The organism is Agrobacterium sp. CG160-95, from assembly GCF_053521725.1.
Window position 1 is genome coordinate 729,401 of record NZ_JBNWDU010000001.1, and the last position, 18,511, is coordinate 747,911.

The 18,511-nt window shown below is 60.0% G+C and carries 17 protein-coding genes; 6 read left to right on the forward strand and 11 right to left on the reverse strand.

The genetic code is table 11. The annotated features are described in order from the left end of the window. Window positions 1–165: 165 nt before the first annotated feature. The 4 genes from ACQZ63_RS03720 to ACQZ63_RS03735 form a co-directional block, all read right to left on the reverse strand. Window positions 166–1,317: an Mrp/NBP35 family ATP-binding protein gene (locus ACQZ63_RS03720; RefSeq protein ID WP_013635576.1), complete on the reverse strand. Its 1,152-nt coding sequence runs from the start codon at window positions 1,315–1,317 to the stop codon at window positions 166–168. A 127-nt stretch (window positions 1,318–1,444) separates the two neighbouring features. Continuing rightward, the gene (locus ACQZ63_RS03725) at window positions 1,445–2,668 is read right to left on the reverse strand and encodes a CmpA/NrtA family ABC transporter substrate-binding protein (protein WP_003519038.1); all 1,224 of its coding nucleotides are present in this window, start codon (window positions 2,666–2,668) and stop codon (window positions 1,445–1,447) included. Between the two features lie 78 nt (window positions 2,669–2,746). Next, the gene (locus ACQZ63_RS03730) at window positions 2,747–3,487 is read right to left on the reverse strand and encodes a helix-turn-helix transcriptional regulator (RefSeq protein WP_003519040.1); all 741 of its coding nucleotides are present in this window, start codon (window positions 3,485–3,487) and stop codon (window positions 2,747–2,749) included. A 208-nt stretch (window positions 3,488–3,695) separates the two neighbouring features. Beyond that, window positions 3,696–4,565, reverse strand: a complete 870-nt coding sequence (locus ACQZ63_RS03735; protein WP_162763636.1) for an IclR family transcriptional regulator — start codon at window positions 4,563–4,565, stop codon at window positions 3,696–3,698. Between the two features lie 83 nt (window positions 4,566–4,648). Between ACQZ63_RS03735 and ACQZ63_RS03740 the strand changes: the two genes are divergently transcribed. The 4 genes from ACQZ63_RS03740 (at window position 4,649) to ACQZ63_RS03755 (ending at window position 7,932) form a co-directional block, all read left to right on the forward strand. Further along, window positions 4,649–5,419: an SDR family NAD(P)-dependent oxidoreductase gene (locus ACQZ63_RS03740; protein WP_019564225.1), complete on the forward strand. Its 771-nt coding sequence runs from the start codon at window positions 4,649–4,651 to the stop codon at window positions 5,417–5,419. After that, the gene (locus tag ACQZ63_RS03745; protein WP_113555979.1) at window positions 5,419–6,333 is read left to right on the forward strand and encodes a 2-dehydro-3-deoxygalactonokinase; all 915 of its coding nucleotides are present in this window, start codon (window positions 5,419–5,421) and stop codon (window positions 6,331–6,333) included. Before ACQZ63_RS03740 ends, ACQZ63_RS03745 begins: the two co-directional genes overlap by 1 nt. Window positions 6,334–6,410: 77 nt before the next feature. After that, complete coding sequence (locus tag ACQZ63_RS03750) at window positions 6,411–7,040, forward strand: 2-dehydro-3-deoxy-6-phosphogalactonate aldolase (RefSeq protein ID WP_111783297.1); 630 nt, start codon at window positions 6,411–6,413, stop codon at window positions 7,038–7,040. Between the two features lie 4 nt (window positions 7,041–7,044). Then, complete coding sequence (locus tag ACQZ63_RS03755) at window positions 7,045–7,932, forward strand: SMP-30/gluconolactonase/LRE family protein (RefSeq protein WP_111783298.1); 888 nt, start codon at window positions 7,045–7,047, stop codon at window positions 7,930–7,932. Between the two features lie 94 nt (window positions 7,933–8,026). Here the strand turns inward: ACQZ63_RS03755 and ACQZ63_RS03760 are convergent, their stop codons facing one another. Further along, window positions 8,027–9,379 (reverse strand): EAL domain-containing protein, encoded by a 1,353-nt coding sequence (locus tag ACQZ63_RS03760; RefSeq protein WP_113555981.1) that lies wholly within the window; start codon window positions 9,377–9,379, stop codon window positions 8,027–8,029. 142 nt (window positions 9,380–9,521) lie between these two features. Next, on the reverse strand, window positions 9,522–11,141 hold the full coding sequence (locus ACQZ63_RS03765) for a response regulator (RefSeq protein ID WP_162693175.1): 1,620 nt from the start codon (window positions 11,139–11,141) through the stop codon (window positions 9,522–9,524). A gap of 407 nt (window positions 11,142–11,548) precedes the next feature. Between ACQZ63_RS03765 and mutL the strand changes: the two genes are divergently transcribed. Together mutL and ACQZ63_RS03775 are read left to right on the forward strand one after the other, a co-directional pair. Further along, complete coding sequence (gene mutL / locus ACQZ63_RS03770) at window positions 11,549–13,369, forward strand: DNA mismatch repair endonuclease MutL (protein ID WP_041694517.1); 1,821 nt, start codon at window positions 11,549–11,551, stop codon at window positions 13,367–13,369. Window positions 13,370–13,518: 149 nt separating this feature from the next. Next, entirely contained in the window at window positions 13,519–13,740 is a 222-nt protein-coding gene (locus ACQZ63_RS03775) for a DUF2093 domain-containing protein (RefSeq protein ID WP_003519053.1), read from the forward strand. Window positions 13,741–13,870: 130 nt separating this feature from the next. Here ACQZ63_RS03775 and lpxK read toward each other — a convergent pair whose 3' ends face one another. The 5 genes from lpxK to ACQZ63_RS03800 all read right to left on the reverse strand — a co-directional run bounded on the left by lpxK (window position 13,871) and on the right by ACQZ63_RS03800 (window position 18,455). Next, window positions 13,871–14,917, reverse strand: coding sequence for a tetraacyldisaccharide 4'-kinase (lpxK, locus tag ACQZ63_RS03780; protein ID WP_111783301.1), 1,047 nt, complete (start codon window positions 14,915–14,917; stop codon window positions 13,871–13,873). A gap of 164 nt (window positions 14,918–15,081) precedes the next feature. Continuing rightward, the gene (locus tag ACQZ63_RS03785) at window positions 15,082–15,819 is read right to left on the reverse strand and encodes an HAD family hydrolase (RefSeq protein ID WP_019564232.1); all 738 of its coding nucleotides are present in this window, start codon (window positions 15,817–15,819) and stop codon (window positions 15,082–15,084) included. Beyond that, window positions 15,813–17,135, reverse strand: a complete 1,323-nt coding sequence (waaA, locus tag ACQZ63_RS03790; protein WP_004432170.1) for a lipid IV(A) 3-deoxy-D-manno-octulosonic acid transferase — start codon at window positions 17,133–17,135, stop codon at window positions 15,813–15,815. The genes ACQZ63_RS03785 and waaA overlap by 7 nt, the downstream gene beginning before the upstream one ends. A gap of 215 nt (window positions 17,136–17,350) precedes the next feature. Continuing rightward, on the reverse strand, window positions 17,351–17,590 hold the full coding sequence (locus tag ACQZ63_RS03795; protein ID WP_019564234.1) for a DUF4170 domain-containing protein: 240 nt from the start codon (window positions 17,588–17,590) through the stop codon (window positions 17,351–17,353). Window positions 17,591–17,648: 58 nt separating this feature from the next. Continuing rightward, the gene (locus ACQZ63_RS03800) at window positions 17,649–18,455 is read right to left on the reverse strand and encodes a 3'(2'),5'-bisphosphate nucleotidase CysQ (protein WP_113555983.1); all 807 of its coding nucleotides are present in this window, start codon (window positions 18,453–18,455) and stop codon (window positions 17,649–17,651) included. Window positions 18,456–18,511 lie beyond the last annotated feature (56 nt).

An 18,511-nucleotide genomic window follows, 5' to 3' on the forward strand; every position in this document is an offset into this window, starting at 1 on the left:
GCGAGACCCAATCAAGCAATATTTTCTCGCGACAGCATTGCAGGCGATGCATCTCTGGCGTTCAAATGCATCGGCCTTTCCCGAAGCCACCAGTTAACATATTGTTTTTAAAATATATCCAGGCAGGACAACCGCCCGGCCTTTTTTTCTTCCACAACCGGTACGTTATTCGAAAACGATTTTCGGGGCGGCTTTTCTTTCGCCCGCACCGATGCGGGCCCAGACTTTTTCCGCAATATCGCGGTAGATGGCGGCCTGCGGACCATCCGGCTCGGCGGCAACCACCGGCGTTCCGGCATCAGACATTTCACGGATGGAAATGGTGAGAGGCACTTCGCCGAGGAACGGCACGCCAATCCGCTCAGCCTCTGCCTTTGCACCGCCATGGCCGAAAATATCATAACGCGCGCCGGTATCCGGTGCGATGAAGTAGCTCATATTCTCGACGACGCCGAGCAGCGGCACTTCCACCTTGCGGAACATGGTGATGCCCTTGCGCGCGTCGATCAGCGCCAGATCCTGCGGCGTGGAGACGATGACGGCGCCGGCGAGCGGCACCTGCTGGGCGATGGTGAGTTGCGCGTCGCCGGTGCCAGGCGGCATGTCGAGCACCAGCACATCGAGTTCACCCCAGGCGACTTCACGCAACATCTGCATCAATGCGGACTGAACCATCGGCCCGCGCCAGATCATCGCCGCTTCCTCATCCACCAGAAATCCCATGGACATGACCTTCAGTCCGTAATTTTCCATGGGAATGATGATGCGGTCTTCCTGCTGCTGCGGGCGTCCTGAAATCTTCAGCAGTCGTGGCAGCGAGGGGCCGTAAATGTCAGCGTCGAGCATGCCAACCTTGAGGCCCAGCGCCTGCAGGCCCAGCGCCAGGTTGACGGCGGTCGTGGACTTGCCGACCCCGCCCTTGCCCGAGGCAACGGCGATGATCGCGCCGACGCCGGGAACGCCGACCTTCGACGAGCCGGGCTGCGCGGCCGGCCGGCCGGTTGCAGCCGCAGGGCGCGCGGGTGCTGGCGCCGGGCGCGCCGGTGCGGGTTGTTGTGTGCCGGGTTTGCGATCCGCTGTCAGCGCGACGACGGCACCGGCGATACCCGGAACGCCCTTGGCGGCCTGTTCAGCCGAAAGCCTCAACGGCTCCATGTCAGCTGCCCTGTCGGCCGGGACGGTAATAGAGAAATAGGCTTTCGCGTCGGCGATGAAGATTTCCGAGACCATGCCAAGCGCCACAATGCTTTTGCCGCTGCCCGGATAGATGACTGCCTCCAAAGCCTTTTCGACCTGGTGCTTGCTGACCTCTGCCATATGTTTACTCCGCTACATCATCCCGCCGGATATGGGCTGCATTCCGCGCCATCCATAGACAAACGCGGCCCGTTCGCCAATGCCAAACCGCAAACAGCGGATCACCGCGACGGTTTATTCGCAGACTTCAGATTTCGTCGTCCATATCAAGCGTTTCCGGATCGAAAACCCGACCATCGAAAAAACAGTCGGGGCCGAGGACAAGACCCGAGCGTGACGCCCCGACATGGACCGGCTCCCGCAACGTGCCTTCCAGCTTCAGGTTCGCGCCCGGCACCGGCACGAAAAGCGGCTTCATCGCCTTGCGGAAGATATCCGGCCGATAGGCATTGCGCGCGGCCTCCACAACGGCTGCATCGAACCGGCGATCGGGGGGGACCTCGCCCCAGCGCAACATCTGGCTGAAGAACCACAGCGCCTGGCTTTGCCAGGGGAAATTGGCGGCCTTGGCGCTTGTTACGAAAAACTCCTGAAAACGCTGCATGTCCCTTTGCGAAGTGGAAATATAGCCCGTCAGCGCCGGAAGCAGGAATTCGCCGTTCTCGTCAATATAATGGGGGGCGGCAAGAATGCCGGTAAGTTCCTCGATATTGGCGGAGTTGGCGCACCATTCGCCGGCGCGATAAAGCGAACGCAGCAAGCCTTCCAGCACAGTGGCGTTCTCTTCCGCCCAGGGCCGCTTCACGGCCAGTATCTTTTCAGGCGCATTGTGCCAGATCAGCGCTCCCGTGGTGACGATCCGCCCGCCGCCACCCAGCACCACAGCGCTGCCCGCCGGTTCGGCGGTACAGAGCGCATCGACCTTGCCGCTTTCCAAAAGTGCCGGCATAGCCTTCGGCAGGGCTTCAACGATTTCCATGTCGCGGCCGAGCAGCACGCCGCAGCTTCCGAGCAGATAACGCAGCGCATAAAACGGCGTGGACACGATATCCTCGATCGCAAAGACCGGCGGTTTTTCACCCGCCGCCCGGCGCGCGGAACAGACACGGGCCATCGCCCGCCCGAACGCGGCCGGGTCCGGCAGCTTCATGCCCTCCCGGTAAAGCTCGTCGAAAAATCCGTGCGAAACGGTCGTTGCCGATCCGCCAAGGGAAAGAGTGAAGACGCCGACAATATCGGCCGGCAGGTCATCGAGGCCAACCGCGGAACCGACGGGAACCGCGGCGGGCAAATGGGCGATCTGAACCTCGTCCTCGCCAAGTGCTGCAAGCACGGCGCGCGCGGATTGTTTTCGGATGAGTTCCAGTTCGACGCCTTCGTCGGCAGCAAAGCCTTTTTCGGCAGCGGCTATCAGTACGGCGCAATCGACAGTCGGAGAAAACCCCGCTTTTATCCTATGCCGTTCCGGCAAACGATTTCTCCTTCCCGGTGATTCGAAAGAAGGATCGCCCAGGAACCCATTTATCACAATGATAAATTTGCGGTTTCGCTATTTAATCAGACCGACCCGGAGCGCCTTTGCGACGGCTTGGGTGCGGTTGACCGTATCGAGTTTTTTCGTCGCACGGTTCAGGTAGTGATTGATGGTATGTTCCGAGAGCATCATGATTTCAGCGATCTCGGCGCTAGTCTTGCCGGCGGCCGTCCAGTTCAGACAATCTATCTCGCGCTCGTTCAACGTCTCGGGAACCCGCAGATCAAGGCGGCGGATTTCTGATAGCCGGGCAAAGATGTGGCTGGAAATGTAAAAAAGTTCCGCCAGCTGGCTGGTGGGCAAAGTCGTTTTGTTACCGGAAAAGGACACCGCTCCCCGCATCGTGGTGATGTCGTGAACGGGAAACCACACCGAATTTATCATATCGAACCGCTCAAAAAGTCCGATGACCGGTTTCTTCGGCGCGTTTTCGTCGCCGCTGACCAGAAAATCCAGGGAGACGGAAAAGGGTGTGGTCGATTTTTTCAACTGCGCCATCACCCGGCTTCTCTGCAGCAGGCCCTCTTCATCATAACGCTGCAAAAGCTCGGCCGGCCAGCTGGTGATGATGGTGCATTGCGACAATTCGCTCGCCATTTCGGCCGAGAGGTCAAGCACCATGAAGGCCTTGAATCCCCAAGCTTCCGTCAGCCGTTTCAAAAACCGGAATATATCGAATTGCGTGTTGAGACCGGCGATCTCGCGAACGCAATCAACACCAATCGACTGAACGGCGGCCGTCTCTGTTTTCTGCATGAAGCGGTTCTTCAAAAAAGAGAAAATACCGCCGCAAAGGCCTGCCTTCGTGCGGAAATTGCGCGGATGTTACTCGCCAAAATGATTCATGCAAACAAAAGTTGAAACTTAATTCCGAATAATCGAAAATAAGATTTCACTTACACGGATCGGCGCGCGATCTGTCGTTTTTGAAGCGGAAACCAACAGCTTCACGCATCCATTTTTCTCAACCATTCGCAACCGGAGATAATCTGCAGGCAAGTTCCGCCGAAATTTGATCGGCCGTTTCGCGCACCAGAGGACCCCATTTCCGCAGTTGCTCCACATCCACGCGATAGGCTGGGCCGGTGACGGAAATCGCCGCGAGAAAATTGCGCCCCGGCGCCATTACCGGCGCGGCAACGCAGTGAATGCCGATCTCATGCTCCTGAAGGTCGAAACCGTAGCCATTGCTGCGAATGGCGGCCACATCCTGCGCCAGCATTTGCGGGGTTACGATCGTATTTTGCGTGAAGCGGTGGAAGTCCAGCTCTGCGGCAAGTGCAGCGAGGTCGTCAGGGGAAAGCATTGACAGCGCGGCCTTGCCCACCCCTGTGCAATAGGCGGGGGATGTCTTGCCCACCTGCGAATGCATGCGCAAAGTATGCTTGCCCTCCATTTTGTCCAGATAGGTGACTTGCCCGCCGTTCAGAACGGCAAGATGCACGGATTCCTGCGTTGCCTCCTGCAATGCCGCCAGATGCGGCGCGGCAACGCTGCGCAGATCATTGCCGCTCCAGGCCTTGGCAGCCAGTTGCAGCAGCCTCAGACCCACGACATAGGTCTGGTCGGCGACATGATCGACCAGACCTTCGGCCACGAGATGGGCGAGCTGGCGGTGCACCGTGCCGCGCGGCTGGCCGCAAGCCTCGACAACGTCGGTGAAGCGCATCGGTTTTTCGGCAAGGGCGATAAGCTCCAGAAGCGAGACGGCCTTACCAAGCGTGCCGGTTACGCTTTCCTTTTTTCGCTCCAAGGCAGGAACCACCTCATGCTCGCTGTCATTTGGGTTTTTGTGATCGGGCATGGCAACATCCACCGTCATCTGTCTTGACATAAGCCTGCGGCCAAGAGAATAATTCCACTTAGTAAAATCTAGTTCCAAATAATGGAACAATCAAGCCCCCACTGGACGAGATGATGCCGATGATGCAAGCCCATTTCCCTGACCTCAAGGACGCGGGCGTGCTCGTCACCGGCGGCGGCTCCGGCATCGGGGCATCGCTGGTGGAGGCCTTTGCGGCGCAGGGCGCGAGGGTCGCGTTCATCGACATCGCCGAAGAGCCGAGTGTGGCGCTCGTTGCGCGGCTTGCTCATGCCGCACGCCATCCGGTCCATTTCTTCAAGACCGACCTGCGCGACATTGCGGCGACCCGGCAGAGCGTGGAGGCGGCAGCAGCTGCAACCGGCGGCATCAAGGTGCTCGTCAACAATGCCGCATGGGACGACCGCCACGACATCGATACCGTCACAGAAGCCTATTGGGATGCCAATCAGGCCGTCAATCTCAAGCAGATGTTCTTCACGGTTCAGGCCGCCTTGCCACATCTGCGGCAGGCGCAGGACGCAGCCATCATCAATTTCTCCTCGATTTCGTTTTTGCTGAACATGGGCGAGCTTCCTTCTTATGCGGCAGCCAAGGCCGGCATCATCGGCCTGACGAAAAGCCTGGCCGGACGGTTGGGGCCGGAAAATATCCGCGTCAACACGTTGCTGCCGGGCATGATCGTGACGGAACGGCAGAAAGAATTGTGGCTGACGGACGACGACGTCACCTCGACCACGGCACGGCAATGTCTCAAGCGCACGCTTGTCGCCGCCGATCTGGTGGGTCCGTGCCTGTTTCTCGCATCATCGGCATCGAGCGCGATCACCGCGCAATCCATAATCGTAGACGGAGGCCTGTTATAATGTCTGAACCCGCTTTTATCGCCGTCGACTGGGGCACGACCAGTTTCCGGCTCTGGCTGCTCAGCCGGTCCGGCGCGGTGCTGGCTGAGCGCAGAAGTTCTGAAGGCATGACGACGGCCATGCGGACCGGCTTTACAGAGGTGCTGCAATCGCATCTCGATGCCATCGGTGCACCGGAAAAACTGCCGGTTCTTATCTGCGGCATGGCGGGTGCGCGGCAGGGCTGGGTGGAGGCCGGTTATATCGACGTGCCTGCATCGCTTTCAGCGGTTCTCGATGGTGCGGTGCGCGTGCCGGGTCAGGAGCGGGATGTCCGCATTCTGCCGGGGTTGGCGCAGCGGGACAAAAACGCACCTGATGTGATGCGTGGCGAAGAAACGCAATTGCTCGGTGCACTCAGCTCCGCCGGTGGCGGCAGGAAGCTGGTCTGCATGCCCGGCACCCATTCCAAATGGGTAACGGTGGATGGCAGCGACGTGACGGGCTTTGCCACCTTCATGACCGGTGAGTTGTTCGAGGTCATCTCGAAACAGACCATCCTTTCCCATGCGGTGTCGGAAGCCGAAGCCTTTACCGGCGAGCACGAGGTATTCAGGGCGGCGGTGCGTGACGTCTATGCCAATCCGCAGCTCGCCACCAACCGTCTGTTCACCCTGCGCTCTGGACAATTGTTGCACGGCCTCACCGCGACAGACGCCAAGGCCAAGCTTTCCGGCATCATGATCGGACTGGAAATCGCCGGTTCGCATTCCTCCGTACGGCGGGACACGCCGGTGGTGCTGATCGGCTCCGGCGCGCTCGGTGCGCTTTACGAGGGTGCATTCGCAGCCCTTGAGATTCAATATACTGTCATCGACGCAGACGAGGCCGTTCGGCGCGGGTTGTTAGCCGCCGCAAATGCCATCTGGTCATAGATTATTCAGTGGAGCGGAATTCCAGGCGAAAACCGCTACCGCTTTTCGCCATCCCGCTCAAGGACGAAAGACCCACCATGCGTATCCCCTTCCCCGCCATGAAATATCCGCTGATCGCCATCCTGCGCGGCCTTAAACCCGAGGAAACAGAAGGCGTCGTCGGCGCGCTGATCGAGACCGGCTTCCGCGCCATCGAAATCCCGCTCAATTCGCCCGATCCGTTCCGCTCGATCGAGATCGCCGCGAAGATGGCGCCCGCCGATTGCCTGATCGGCGCCGGCACCGTGCTCAGCACGGAAGACGTGGATGCGCTGGACGCCGCCGGTGGCAAGCTGATGGTCAGCCCCAACGCCGATGCCGACGTCATCACCGCCGCGCGCGTCAAGGGCATGGTGACGATGCCGGGCGTTCTGACTCCGACCGAGGCTTTGGTCGCCGCAAAGGCCGGAGCAACCGGGCTGAAGTTCTTTCCCGCCAGCATCATCGGCCCGTCCGGCATCAATGCGATCAGGACGATCCTGCCGAAGGATCTGGTCATTGCCGCCGTTGGTGGCGTCTCGGACAAGAATTTCGCCGACTATACCAACGCCGGCATCATCGCTTTCGGGCTTGGCACCAGTCTCTATAAGCCCGGCATGACGGCTGCGGAGGTGCGCGAGCGCGCCATCGTCACACTTTCGGCCTATGATGCAGCAATTGGAGGATAAAAGCATGGCGACCGTTTTTCCCTTTGCCGGACGTGTTCTTGACGAAACGCCGATGACGCTTGGCGAAGGCCCGACTTTCGACCCGGCGACCGGCACGGCCTGGTGGTTCAATATCATCGGGCGCGAACTGCATGAATTGCATCTCGCCTCCGGCCGCAAAACGGTGCACGCCCTGCCCTTCATGGGCAGCGCACTGGCGAAAATCAGCGACCACAAGCAATTGATCGCCTCCGATGACGGCCTTTTCCTTCGCGATACGGCAACCGGCGTGTTGACGCTGCATGCGGAGCTTGAAAATGACATGCCCGACAACCGCTCCAATGACGGGCGTATGCATCCCTCGGGCGCGCTGTGGATCGGCACCATGGGCCGCAAGGCGCAAATCGGCGCGGGCAGCATCTACCACGTTGCCAGGGGAACCGTGACCAAGCTTTTTGCCGATGTCAGCATTCCAAATTCGATCTGCTTTTCGCCCGATGGCGCGACCGGATATTACGTCGACACCAAGGTCAACGAGCTGATGAGGGTGCCGCTCGATGCCGAGACGGGACTTCCCACCGGCAAGGCAGAGGTGTTCATTGACACCGCCGGCATCGACGGTGGCGTAGACGGATCGGTCTGCGATGCGGAAGGGCATATCTGGAACGCCCGCTGGGGGATGGGTGCGGTCGATCGTTACGATGCCGACGGCAACCACATCGAACGCTATCTGGTGCCAGCGGGACAGACCACCTGCCCGGCCTTCATCGGCCCCGATGCGTCGCGCCTTCTCATCACATCCGCCCGCGAAAATCTTGACGACGACGCCATTGCCGCCAATCCGCAGCACGGAAAGACATTCGAGCTCGGGATTGAGATCAAGGGCAGGTTCGAGCCGCTCTACCGGTTGTGAAGCGCGGCGCGTGCCGCCTTCTCATTCCTGTGCTCGTCACAGGGATGAGGTTGGGGAGGTCCCTACAGCCTTATGTGCAAGGCCATTCCATTTCTCAGGGAATATCCGACAGGATCTCGCGATAGTTTTCGTGAAGGTAGCGCTGCGTGGCGGCGGCATCGGCGGGGCGGCCGTAAAAATAGCCCTGCCCCATAGCGCAGCCGAGCGCGCGCAGTTTTTCCTCTTCCGCCTGCTCCTCGATACCCTCCGCGACGACCTCGAGATCAAGCCCTTCGCACATGGCGACGATGGCCTTGATGATATGTTCCGAAGGACGGTCGCTGCTGATGCGGGAGACAAAGGCGCGGTCGATCTTGACCTTGTCGAAGGTAAAGTCGCGCAGGCGGCCAAGGCTCGACTGGCCGGTGCCGAAATCGTCAAGAGAGATACGAACACCCGCACCCTGCAATTCGCTGATGATGCGCTGCGCGGTATCGGCGGAAGTCATGACAGCGGTTTCGGTTATTTCTAGCTCCAGCCGGTGCGGATCAAGGCCGACACGCGACAGGATGGACAGAATATTATCCGCTGTGCCGGGGTCCATCAATTGCGCGGACGACAGGTTGAAGGACAGGAAAAGCTCTCGCGGCCAGAACAGCGCCGCTTCCGCCGCCTTCCTCAGCAGCGCTTCCGACAGCGCGTCGATGAAACCGCGTTCTTCGGCCAGCGGCACGAAAACGGCGGGCGAAACGAAACCGAGATCGGGGTCGTTCCAGCGGGCGAGTGCCTCGAAACCGATGACCTTCACTTCTTCCAGCCTGACGATGGGCTGGAAATGCACGTCGATCGCATCGGTGATGATGGCGTTACGCAACGCCTGTTCCAGCTGGGTGGCGCGCTTCATTTCCTGCGCAATCTCGCGCGAATAGACCGTTATCTGTCCACGGCCACGGCGCTTGGAGCGGTAAAGCGCGGTCTCGGCGCTTTTCAGCAAATCCTCGAAATCATCGCCGGCGAAGGGATAGATGGCAAAACCGAAGGATGAGGAAAGCCGGACGTTGCGGTCGCCGAGATCGTAAGGCGCAGAAAGCACGTCCTTGATCATGTTGCCGATGCGCTCTGCGCCGGTGCGTTCGAATACCAGCGGCAGCACGAAGGCGAACTCGTCGCCATCATGGCGCGTCACGGCGGCGCCATCGGGAATGCAAGCCTTCAGCCGATGCGCGACCTGGCACAAAATCTCGTCGCCCGCCTGCACGCCGAAAAGATCGTTGATGGGTTTGAAGCCGTCAATATTCGCAATGCCGACGGTGAAGGGCGCGGGATCGCTGGAACGCTCGCTGGCGAGCATGCGGATTTTGTCCCGCAAACGGTAACGATTGCCAAGCCCCGTCAGCGGATCGCTGTAAGCCATCGCCTGCAGCTCGTTCTGGCTGACGTGCAACGCCTGCGGCTCTGCCCGTTTCATTCCTGCATCTCGTGAATCCCGTGTCGACCGCGATCACAATGCAGGGCAAGTATTAAAAAAGCCATAGAACCGCGCACCGAAAATGCGGCGGCGTTTCCGCAAGGCCAGCGGCTCGAACAAAAAAAACCGAAATGGAGGAGCTTCAGGCTTGCAGCCGCAGGGCATCCTTGCCGAAAAGGCGCAGAAAAACGGCATCGACCATATCGGGACTGACGGGTTTCAGCAGCATGTCTTCCATGCCCGCCGCCAGGCATTTGTCGAGATCGCCCTCGAAAGCGTGGGTGATGACGCCGACGATGGGAATGCGCTCGTCGCCGGCCAGTGCACGCATACGGCGGGCGACCTCAAAACCGTCGATATCGCCAAGCGTGGTGTCGAGCAGGACGACGGACGGCGCCTGCTCCTCAAAAAGACGCAACGCCTCCTCACCCGACGTGGCAAGCCGCCAGGACAGCCCCAATCCCTCAAGGATTTGTGAGAAGACGATCTGGTTGACCCTGTTGTCCTCAACGAGAAGTATCTCGCAGACGCCGCCAGTCTTGAGGATTTTGGGCAGGTCCTCGGTCATGATCTCCCAGTCCTCGTCGGAGGACTTTTCCTTCGGAGACGATTTGAGGCCGACGGCGAGATAATGCAGCAGCGAAGCGTCGATCTCCTCTTCCTCGATGGTGACGACCGGCAGGTCATGCGCAGCCGCGATATCGAGGCATGTGACGCTCATCTGGGCGTCGACAACGACGACATCGATGCCGACGCCTGCGGAAGCGGCGATATCGATGAAACTACGCTGTTCTTCCTCGCTCCTCACCACGGCATGATCCATGCCGCTCGCGGCAAGCCGGTGGCAGGCGGCTTCGGCAAAGCGCCCGTTTCCGGAAACCACCAGCACCGCCTTGCTTTTCAGCAGACCGCCGGCGGCATCGCGATCTTCATCCTTGCCATAGGTGGAGGCGACGAAATCGACATGTTCGAGCGAGGGGATGACGGGCATGCCGTTCGCGTCGATGGTGGCGAGCGCGGTCACGTCCTCCATCGTCGTGACCAGAAAATGCCGGCCAGGTCGACCCACCCGCTGCTTGCGGGTAATCGTCAGCACCTCTTCACCATTCGCGCGCCTCACCCTTTCGGGAAGGATGCTCGGCGTGCCGCTGTCCAGCACCATGCGATCGGCAGCGTCGATTCGGCCTGCGACCTGGCGCGAATGCAGATCGAAAACCGTGCGGCCGAGAATGCTCTCTGCACTGGTCTCGACCATGGTGCAGGCGGCTTTATTTACAGCGGCATAGGCGAGGTTCCGGTCCTTGACGAGGACCGGAAACGGCAGATTGTCGAGAATGTCTTCGATCAGCTGCACGCGTTCGAGGTCGATGCGCCACTGTTCTTCTCTTTTCTTCTGTTCGGAAATATCGGCAACGACGCTGATGCCCAGCCCGGAAGGCAGGCGGTTCATGACGAAGCGCAGGAAGCGCTCCCCCTTCAACCGCTCGGTTTTTTCAGACCTTTCCTTCCAGTGCAGCGCCAGCCGCTCGCCAATCCATTCCTCGCGTCCCAGCTGCCGGGCATTGGCGGACAGGCTTTCCGCTTCCAGAAGATAACAATCGTAAAGCGCGCTCAGATAGTCGCGCAGCCGCGCGCCCGGCCCGATAACGGCCTCTTGCAGTGGAAAAAAACTCAAAAGCTTCCGGCTTGCGAAAACGATGTGATCGTTCCGGTCGTAAACGACGATCGCCGCGCCAAGCGCGTCGCAAAGGGCATCAAGCATCACTGTATGAACGCCCGCGCCGGAGGACGCCAAATCACTCAACTGCAAACTCCCACCTGTTTTCAGGGTCAGGCTTATGTTTCTATTGGAATCGTCCGAGGCAAATGCCGGGATGAAACGGTAAATTCCGCAAAAGAGACATCAGGGTTCGCTACTTGAAGCAGTCTTGAGGGGAAGATGACGTTCACCCATATACGACGTCACACCACCCGGCGAAGGGGGGCCTCGTTCCTGCAGTCATTTCAAGCCGCCTCACCATATGCAAGGCCGATTAAAGGCGGATTAACGCTTATCCTGACGTTGAACGGAAATGATCAAACGCCGGGCAGGCCGCAAAACATGTGCAAACTTTCACGACTTGAGTTTTTTGCTTTCGAAGCCGTGACGAATCCGCGAAAATGACGATCATGGCCATCAAGCAGCTTTCAGAAACCCTCATCAACCAGATCGCCGCCGGCGAGGTCATCGAAAGACCCTCCAGCGCCACGAAGGAGCTGGTGGAAAACGCCATCGACGCGGGCGCAACGCGCATCGAGATCGCCACGGCGGGCGGTGGCAAGGGACTGGTCCGCATCACCGATAACGGCTCCGGCATGTCGCCTGCCGATCTGGAGCTTGCGGTCCGACGCCATTGCACCTCGAAAATATCCACCACGCTTGACGATATCCGCACGCTTGGCTTTCGCGGCGAGGCCCTGCCCTCCATCGGCTCGGTTGCCAAGCTTTCCATCACCAGCCGGCAACACGGCGCAGAACAGGGTTCGGTGATCTCCGTCACCGGCGGCAAAGTCTCCGAGGTCCGGCCCGCCGCTGCCAATGCCGGCACCATCGTCGAGGTGCGCGACCTGTTTTTCGCGACGCCCGCACGGCTGAAATTCCTGAAGACGGAGCGAGCGGAGGCTGCCGCCATTACCGAAGTCGTCAAGCGGATGGCAATTGCCTTTCCGCATATCCGCTTCGTGCTGTCAGGCACCGACCGCTCCACGCTTGAAATCCCCTCCACCGGCGACGATCACCTTGCCCGCATGGCGCAGATTCTCGGTGCCGAGTTCAAGGACAACGCCATCGAAATCGATGCCGGGCGCGAGGATGTAACGCTCTCCGGTTTTGCCGGCGTGCCGACCTTCAACCGCGGCAACTCGGCGCATCAATATGTTTTCGTCAACGGTCGCCCGGTGCAGGACAAATTGCTGTTGTCCGCCATTCGCGGTGCCTATGCCGAAACCGTACCGCACGGGCGATATCCGGTCGCGGTGCTGTCCCTGACCCTCGATCCCGCCTTCGTCGACGTAAACGTGCATCCGGCGAAATCAGATGTGCGCTTCCGCGATCCCGGCCTGGTTCGCGGGCTGATCGTCGGTGCGATCCGCCAGGCGCTGACCCGCGACGGTGACAGGGCGGCGACGACTGGTGCCAGCCAGATGATGAACGCCTTTCGCCCCGGCTACAGCCCGTCCAATCTCCGACCGTCTGCCGCTGCGACATGGTCCGCCGCGGCCTCGCCTTCCCGACCGCTTGCCGTTTCCGGGAACATGCAATTTGCCGAGGCAGTGCAATCGCGCTTTTCCGACATCACCATGCCGACCGCGCGGGCAGAACCCCGCGAGGTTTACGAGGCCTCGGCAAGCCCGTCGCTGGAACCGTCACAATATCCGCTCGGCGCCGCGCGGGCGCAGTTGCACCAAAATTACATCGTCGCGCAGACGGAAGACGGCCTCGTCATCGTCGACCAGCATGCGGCGCATGAACGGCTCGTGTTTGAGGAAATGCGCAATGCGCTGCATTCCAGACGCCCGCCTTCACAGGTGCTGCTCATTCCTGAGATCATCGACCTTCCCGAAGAGGATTGCGACCGGCTGATGGACCATGCGGCTGGTTTCGATGCGCTGGGACTGGTCATCGAGCGTTTCGGGCCGGGGGCGGTCGCGGTTCGCGAAACGCCGGCGATGCTTGGCGAGGTCAACGTGCAGGGGCTGGTGCGGCAGCTTGCCGACGAGATCGCTGAATGGGACGCTGCCTCCACGCTTGCCAACAAGCTGGAATATGTCGCCGCTACCATGGCTTGCCACGGCTCGGTGCGTTCAGGGCGGCGCATGCGGCCGGAGGAGATGAACGCGCTTTTACGGCAGATGGAAAACACGCCGGGTTCAGGACAGTGCAATCACGGTCGTCCGACCTATATTGAGCTAAAACTTTCCGATATAGAACGTCTCTTCGGCCGAAGCTGAGCCTTAACCCGGGGGCAGCAGGCAGGGCTGGCCTTGGGCGTAGCTCAGCGATATAAATTCAAGGGACTGGAGCATCCGGATTGTTCAGGAGAACGCTACGCCGTTTTGGGCTGGATGCACTGACAGGACATAGCAGGAGACGAAAACGGATGAACAGATTTGAGGGAGGCGGAAACCGCATCGCCGTCATCGAATATCTCGACGGTGACTTCCGGATCGTGCAGACCGGCTCGCATGTCATATGCGCCATCACCGGCAAGACCATTCCGGTCGACGAGCTGCGCTACTGGAGCGTCGCCCGGCAGGAAGCCTATGTGGATGCCAGCGCCTCACTGGAGGCAGAGCGCAAGGCTGGTAATTTGCCCGCCTGATCAGGCGCGGAAGCACGCCCGAAATGGCCGCGTGTGCGAATTCTTCTTTTCGCGCTGAGGGCTGCTCAATTCCTGTGACAAGCACAGGAATGAGGGGGTGAGTGCCCGGCGGCTTGCGTTCCGAGATGCTCTAAATTGACGTCCGCGCATTTTCCCGCAGCAAACGGGCGCGGCAGTTGCGCACCGCCGTCTCGATGATCGTTGTGGCCGCATTGGGATCGTCGAACACCATGTCGACCTCGATCACCAGGCTGTTCCACAGCAATTCTTCCGCACGGCCATGGTGTCCGTTAAGACGCACGGCGTCCTTGGCCGTTGTCACCAGCTGCAAGTTTTCCTTATCCGCGTCCTGCAGAAGATCGGCGATCTCATCATCGCTGAAATGGTGATGGTCAGGAAAGGAGCGCTGCAGCACGATTTCGCCACCAAGCCCCTCGACAGTTCGGAAAAACTTGGCGGGATCGGCGATACCAGCATAGGCCAGCACGCGCCTTCCCCTGAAATCCTGCGGTTCCTGCGGCTTTATCGCCGCGACGAAAACCGGTTTGGCGGCCTTTGCCGCGGTTCTGACCAGCGGATCGGCCGCATGGCCGTTACCGACCTTCAAGAGTCCGGTCATATGCCGCATCTGTTCGGCAAGCGGCGCCCGGACCGGGCCGCCCGGCACAAGATGGCCGTTGCCGATGCCACGCACCGTATCGATAACGACCAACGCATAATCCAATGTCAGGCGTGCGCTCTGGAAGCCATCATCCATGATGATGAGATCCACGCCCTCCTTCACCAGCCGATGTGCACCTTCCACCCGCTTGCGGGAGATGACCGTCACCGCCTCGCGGGCAAGCAGCAGGGGTTCATCGCCGACATCAGCGGAGCGGTGCTGCGCGGGATCGACGAGGGTGGTGACATCAAGTGTGCCGCCATAACCACGGCTCAGGAAGCCGGGTTTCAGGCCCTTTGCGGTGGCGGCTCGGGCGATTGCCATTGCGGTCGGCGTCTTTCCTGCACCACCAACGGTGAAGTTGCCGATGCAGATGACAGGAACGGAAACGCTCGCCCGTTTTGCCGTGCGCATCCGCCGGCCGGCAATATTGCCGTAGAGAAGGGAAAACGGTGATAACAGCCAGGCTTGCCAGCCTGCTTTCTGCCACCAGAAAGGCGGCGCTTCAGAAACCATATATGCCTGCTCCCGGCCGCATCACCCACGGCATTGCGCTTAAATTCGATAAGTCACATGGGTATTTGCCAGAAAAAACCCTGAATTGCAAAACCCGGCTATACATGCGCAGCTTGTCTCTTCCCATCTTGTGCGACAAGTGGCGCGCACTGCGGGGACATGACCTAAACAACGCGTTCCGGAAGCAGGGTTTCCAGCGCGGTAATATCATCGAAACAATAATGGGCGTCGGCGCCAAGGCTTTCGCGCGAGCCGGTTCCGGTGAGAACGGCAATGCGCAATCCTGCGCCGGCATTTCTTGCCATGTGCAGATCGTGATTATTGTCGCCGACCACTGCCACGCGTGCAGGCGCAAGACCAATCGCGTCGCAGAAACCGAGAACCATGCCGGGTTGCGGCTTCGTGCCGTAACCGCTGTCATAACCGGCGACGAAATCGACATCGCTTTCGAAACCGAAACGGATCGCCGTCTGGCGGATGGATTTTTCGTTGTCGCTGGAGGCGATGCCAAGCTTGTAGCCGCGTGCCTTGAGCCTTGCGAAAAATGCCTTGAGATCGGTGACCGGCACGGATTTATCCGCTGCTTCAGTGAATAGCCGGTCGAGCCGCGCAGTCAACTCCACGACATCGCAAGGCGAACCGGCGGCGACGAGACCGGCAGCTATCTCCGCCGTATTGCCGGCAGCCAAAAGACTGTCGGGCACCACATGCCCGGTAACCGGATCCATGCCGCAGGCGGCGAGAAGCTGGTCCGCAAGAACGGGATCGCCCTTGGCGGCAATCGCCGCAAGTTCACGGTTCACCGGCCCCCAGCTTGCGTCATAACCCAACAGCGTACCGTCCTTGTCGAAAAGGACTGCGGCAATCGATCGGGTCGCATCAATTTCCATATCCGCTACCATGAGCCGATGGCACTCCGCGGTTGCAGCTTGGCGGTGACTGTGAGCGGGTTGATGTAGGGCTCCAGCGCCTTGACGGTGGCGGAAAGCGCGCCGCGCATGTCCTGAATGACCCGGTTGCCGGCATCGATCATCTTGTAGCGTTCATTGTCGTTGACCAGGAGGTAATGCACCGCCTTGGCCAGCATCTCGACATCGCGGACGATGCGCCCGCCGCCGGCGCGGATCAGCTTCTGATAGGCCTCGCGGAAATTCTGTACATGCGCGCCTGACAGTACGGCGCAGCCCAGCATTGCCGGCTCCAGCGGGTTCTGCCCACCCTCGGCCGTCAGCGAACGGCCGACGAAGGCAAGTTCGGTGAGCCTCAGGTAAAGCCCCATTTCGCCAATGGAATCCCCGAGGAAGATATCGGTTTCCGGTGTGATCACGTCGTTGCGGCTTCTGCGCGCCACGGTCAACCCCATGCCCTTCAGCATGGCTTCCACGTCGTCGCCGCGCTCGGGGTGGCGCGGCACGATGATGGTCAATTGACCGTTGCGCGACTTGATCGCCGCATGCACGGTGGCTGCTGCCTTCTCTTCACCGTCGAAGGTGGAGATCGCCGCCCATGTCTTGCGGGTGCCGATCTGCCTGCGATAGTGCTCGAGCAGAGCTTCGTCGCAAGGCGGCGGATCCGTATCGCCCTTGAGGTTGCCGGATATAACCACCGGCCAGGAGCCGAGATCACGGAAGCGTTCGGCATCGACATCGGATTGCGCAACCACCAGCGCCAGCTTGGAGAACAGCGATTCCGCAATGTCGTGCCGGTTGTTCCAGCGGTCGAAGGAACGGTCTGAGAGCCGCGCATTGACCCGGATCTGCGGAATGTGCCGGCGCTCCAGCTCCATCATCGTTACCGGCCAGATTTCCGATTCAGCGGTGATGGCGGCATCCGGTGCCCAGTAGGCGAGGAAACGGTTGACCGCGATCTTGATGTCGAGCGGCACATATTGGTGGATCACATCATCCCCAAGCCGGGTACGGGTCAGCTCGGCCGAGGTGACGGTGCCTGTGGTCAGAAGCACGAAGATATCGCGCTTGCGTATTTCGCGGATCAGCGGAATGAGGGCGAGCGTTTCGCCGACACTTGCGGCATGGAACCAGACGAGCGGGCCACGGGGGCGCTCCGCGCTGGCGTAACCGAAACGTTCTAGACGGCGGCGCTTGTCTTCCTTGCCCTTTGCGGCCCGATAGGAAAGATAAGGCCGTGCAAACGGATAAGCGGCGATACCGGCAATCCTGTAACCGGAAAGAGCGAAACGTGCGATACGGCTGCTCATGACATTCTGCCCTTGATCATTCCGCGCAATGCCCTGCCCCTGTTCTTTGTTGTTATCGCCGCCTACTTCTTCTCAAATTGCGTCATTTTTTATCATCGGAAACAAAAGCGCGATCACGTTTTCTCGCAACCGAATTTCCTGCCTGCCATTCCGGGCAGGAATCACGGGAAAACTCGCCTTCACCCAATAGTATTACAACGCAAGGGCAAAAGGACTCAATTTTTATCGTCGGGATTGAGAAGACGGTGCATATGCACGATAAAATAACGCATATGGGCGTTATCAACAGTCATCTGCGCCTTGGATCTCCACGCGGTCAGCGCGGAAGCGTAGTCAGGATAGATGCCGACGATATCGAGCGCATTCAAATCCCGGAACTGAACATCCTGAAGATTTTCCAGTTCGCCGCCGAACACAAGGTGCAGCAGCTGTTTCTGTTTGCCAGATTCCGTCATGTCTTGTCTCTTTCTTAAGCTCTGAGAGCCCCTCATCTGCGGGATTTCCGGGCAAACGTCAACCATCGGACAGATGTGAAAACGCTTTCAAAAGCGCGGGAAGCGCATATTCTGCTGCAGCGCACAATGCGGGGTGGTTTACCTCGCGGCGATTATACATCAGGGGTTTTCCATCAAGTCCGACCAAACTGCCGCCTGCCCTTTCGAGGATCAGGTCTGCGGCGGCCAGATCCCACTCGTGCGAGTTCGCCTTGACCAGCGTTCCATCGATGCGGCCATCCGCCACCATCGCCAGCCGGTAGGCGAGCGAGGGCACATGCGGAATGCGCTTGACGGTGCTGCGCACCTCTTCCGGCAGATGCGTAATCACGTCTTCCGGTGCGGCCAGATGGAAGACGCCGGTGTTTTCGCGGGCGGCTGAAATCGGCTTGCCGTTCTTCAGCGCTTCGCCGCCTTCAAGCGCGGTGAATTCCTCTGCGAGTGCAGGCGCAACAAGGGCGGCAACGACCGGTCGCCCCTCATGCACCACCGCGACGCTGACGCACCAGGTATCCCGCCCACCGATGAAGGCGCGCGTTCCGTCGATGGGATCGATGACGAAGACGGTGGAGCGGGCCAGCCTTGTCGTATCGTCATCCGTCTCTTCCGACAGCCAGCCATATTCCGGCCGGGCGGTACGCAGGATGGTCTCGAGAATTTCGTTTGCCGCGTAATCGGCCGCGCTGACCGGTGAAAGCCCGCCATTCTTCCACCAGACCTCGGGGTCCTTGCGGAAGAAACCGAGGGCCGTCTCGCCCGCCTTGCGTGCGGCTTCGAGGACCAGCCTCAGATCGGAAGCCCAGTGGGCCTCAGCCATATCGTTCATTTTGCCGTCTTTTCCGCGCGCCTCATACGGCGCGCCTGTTTTTCTCTTCGCACTTG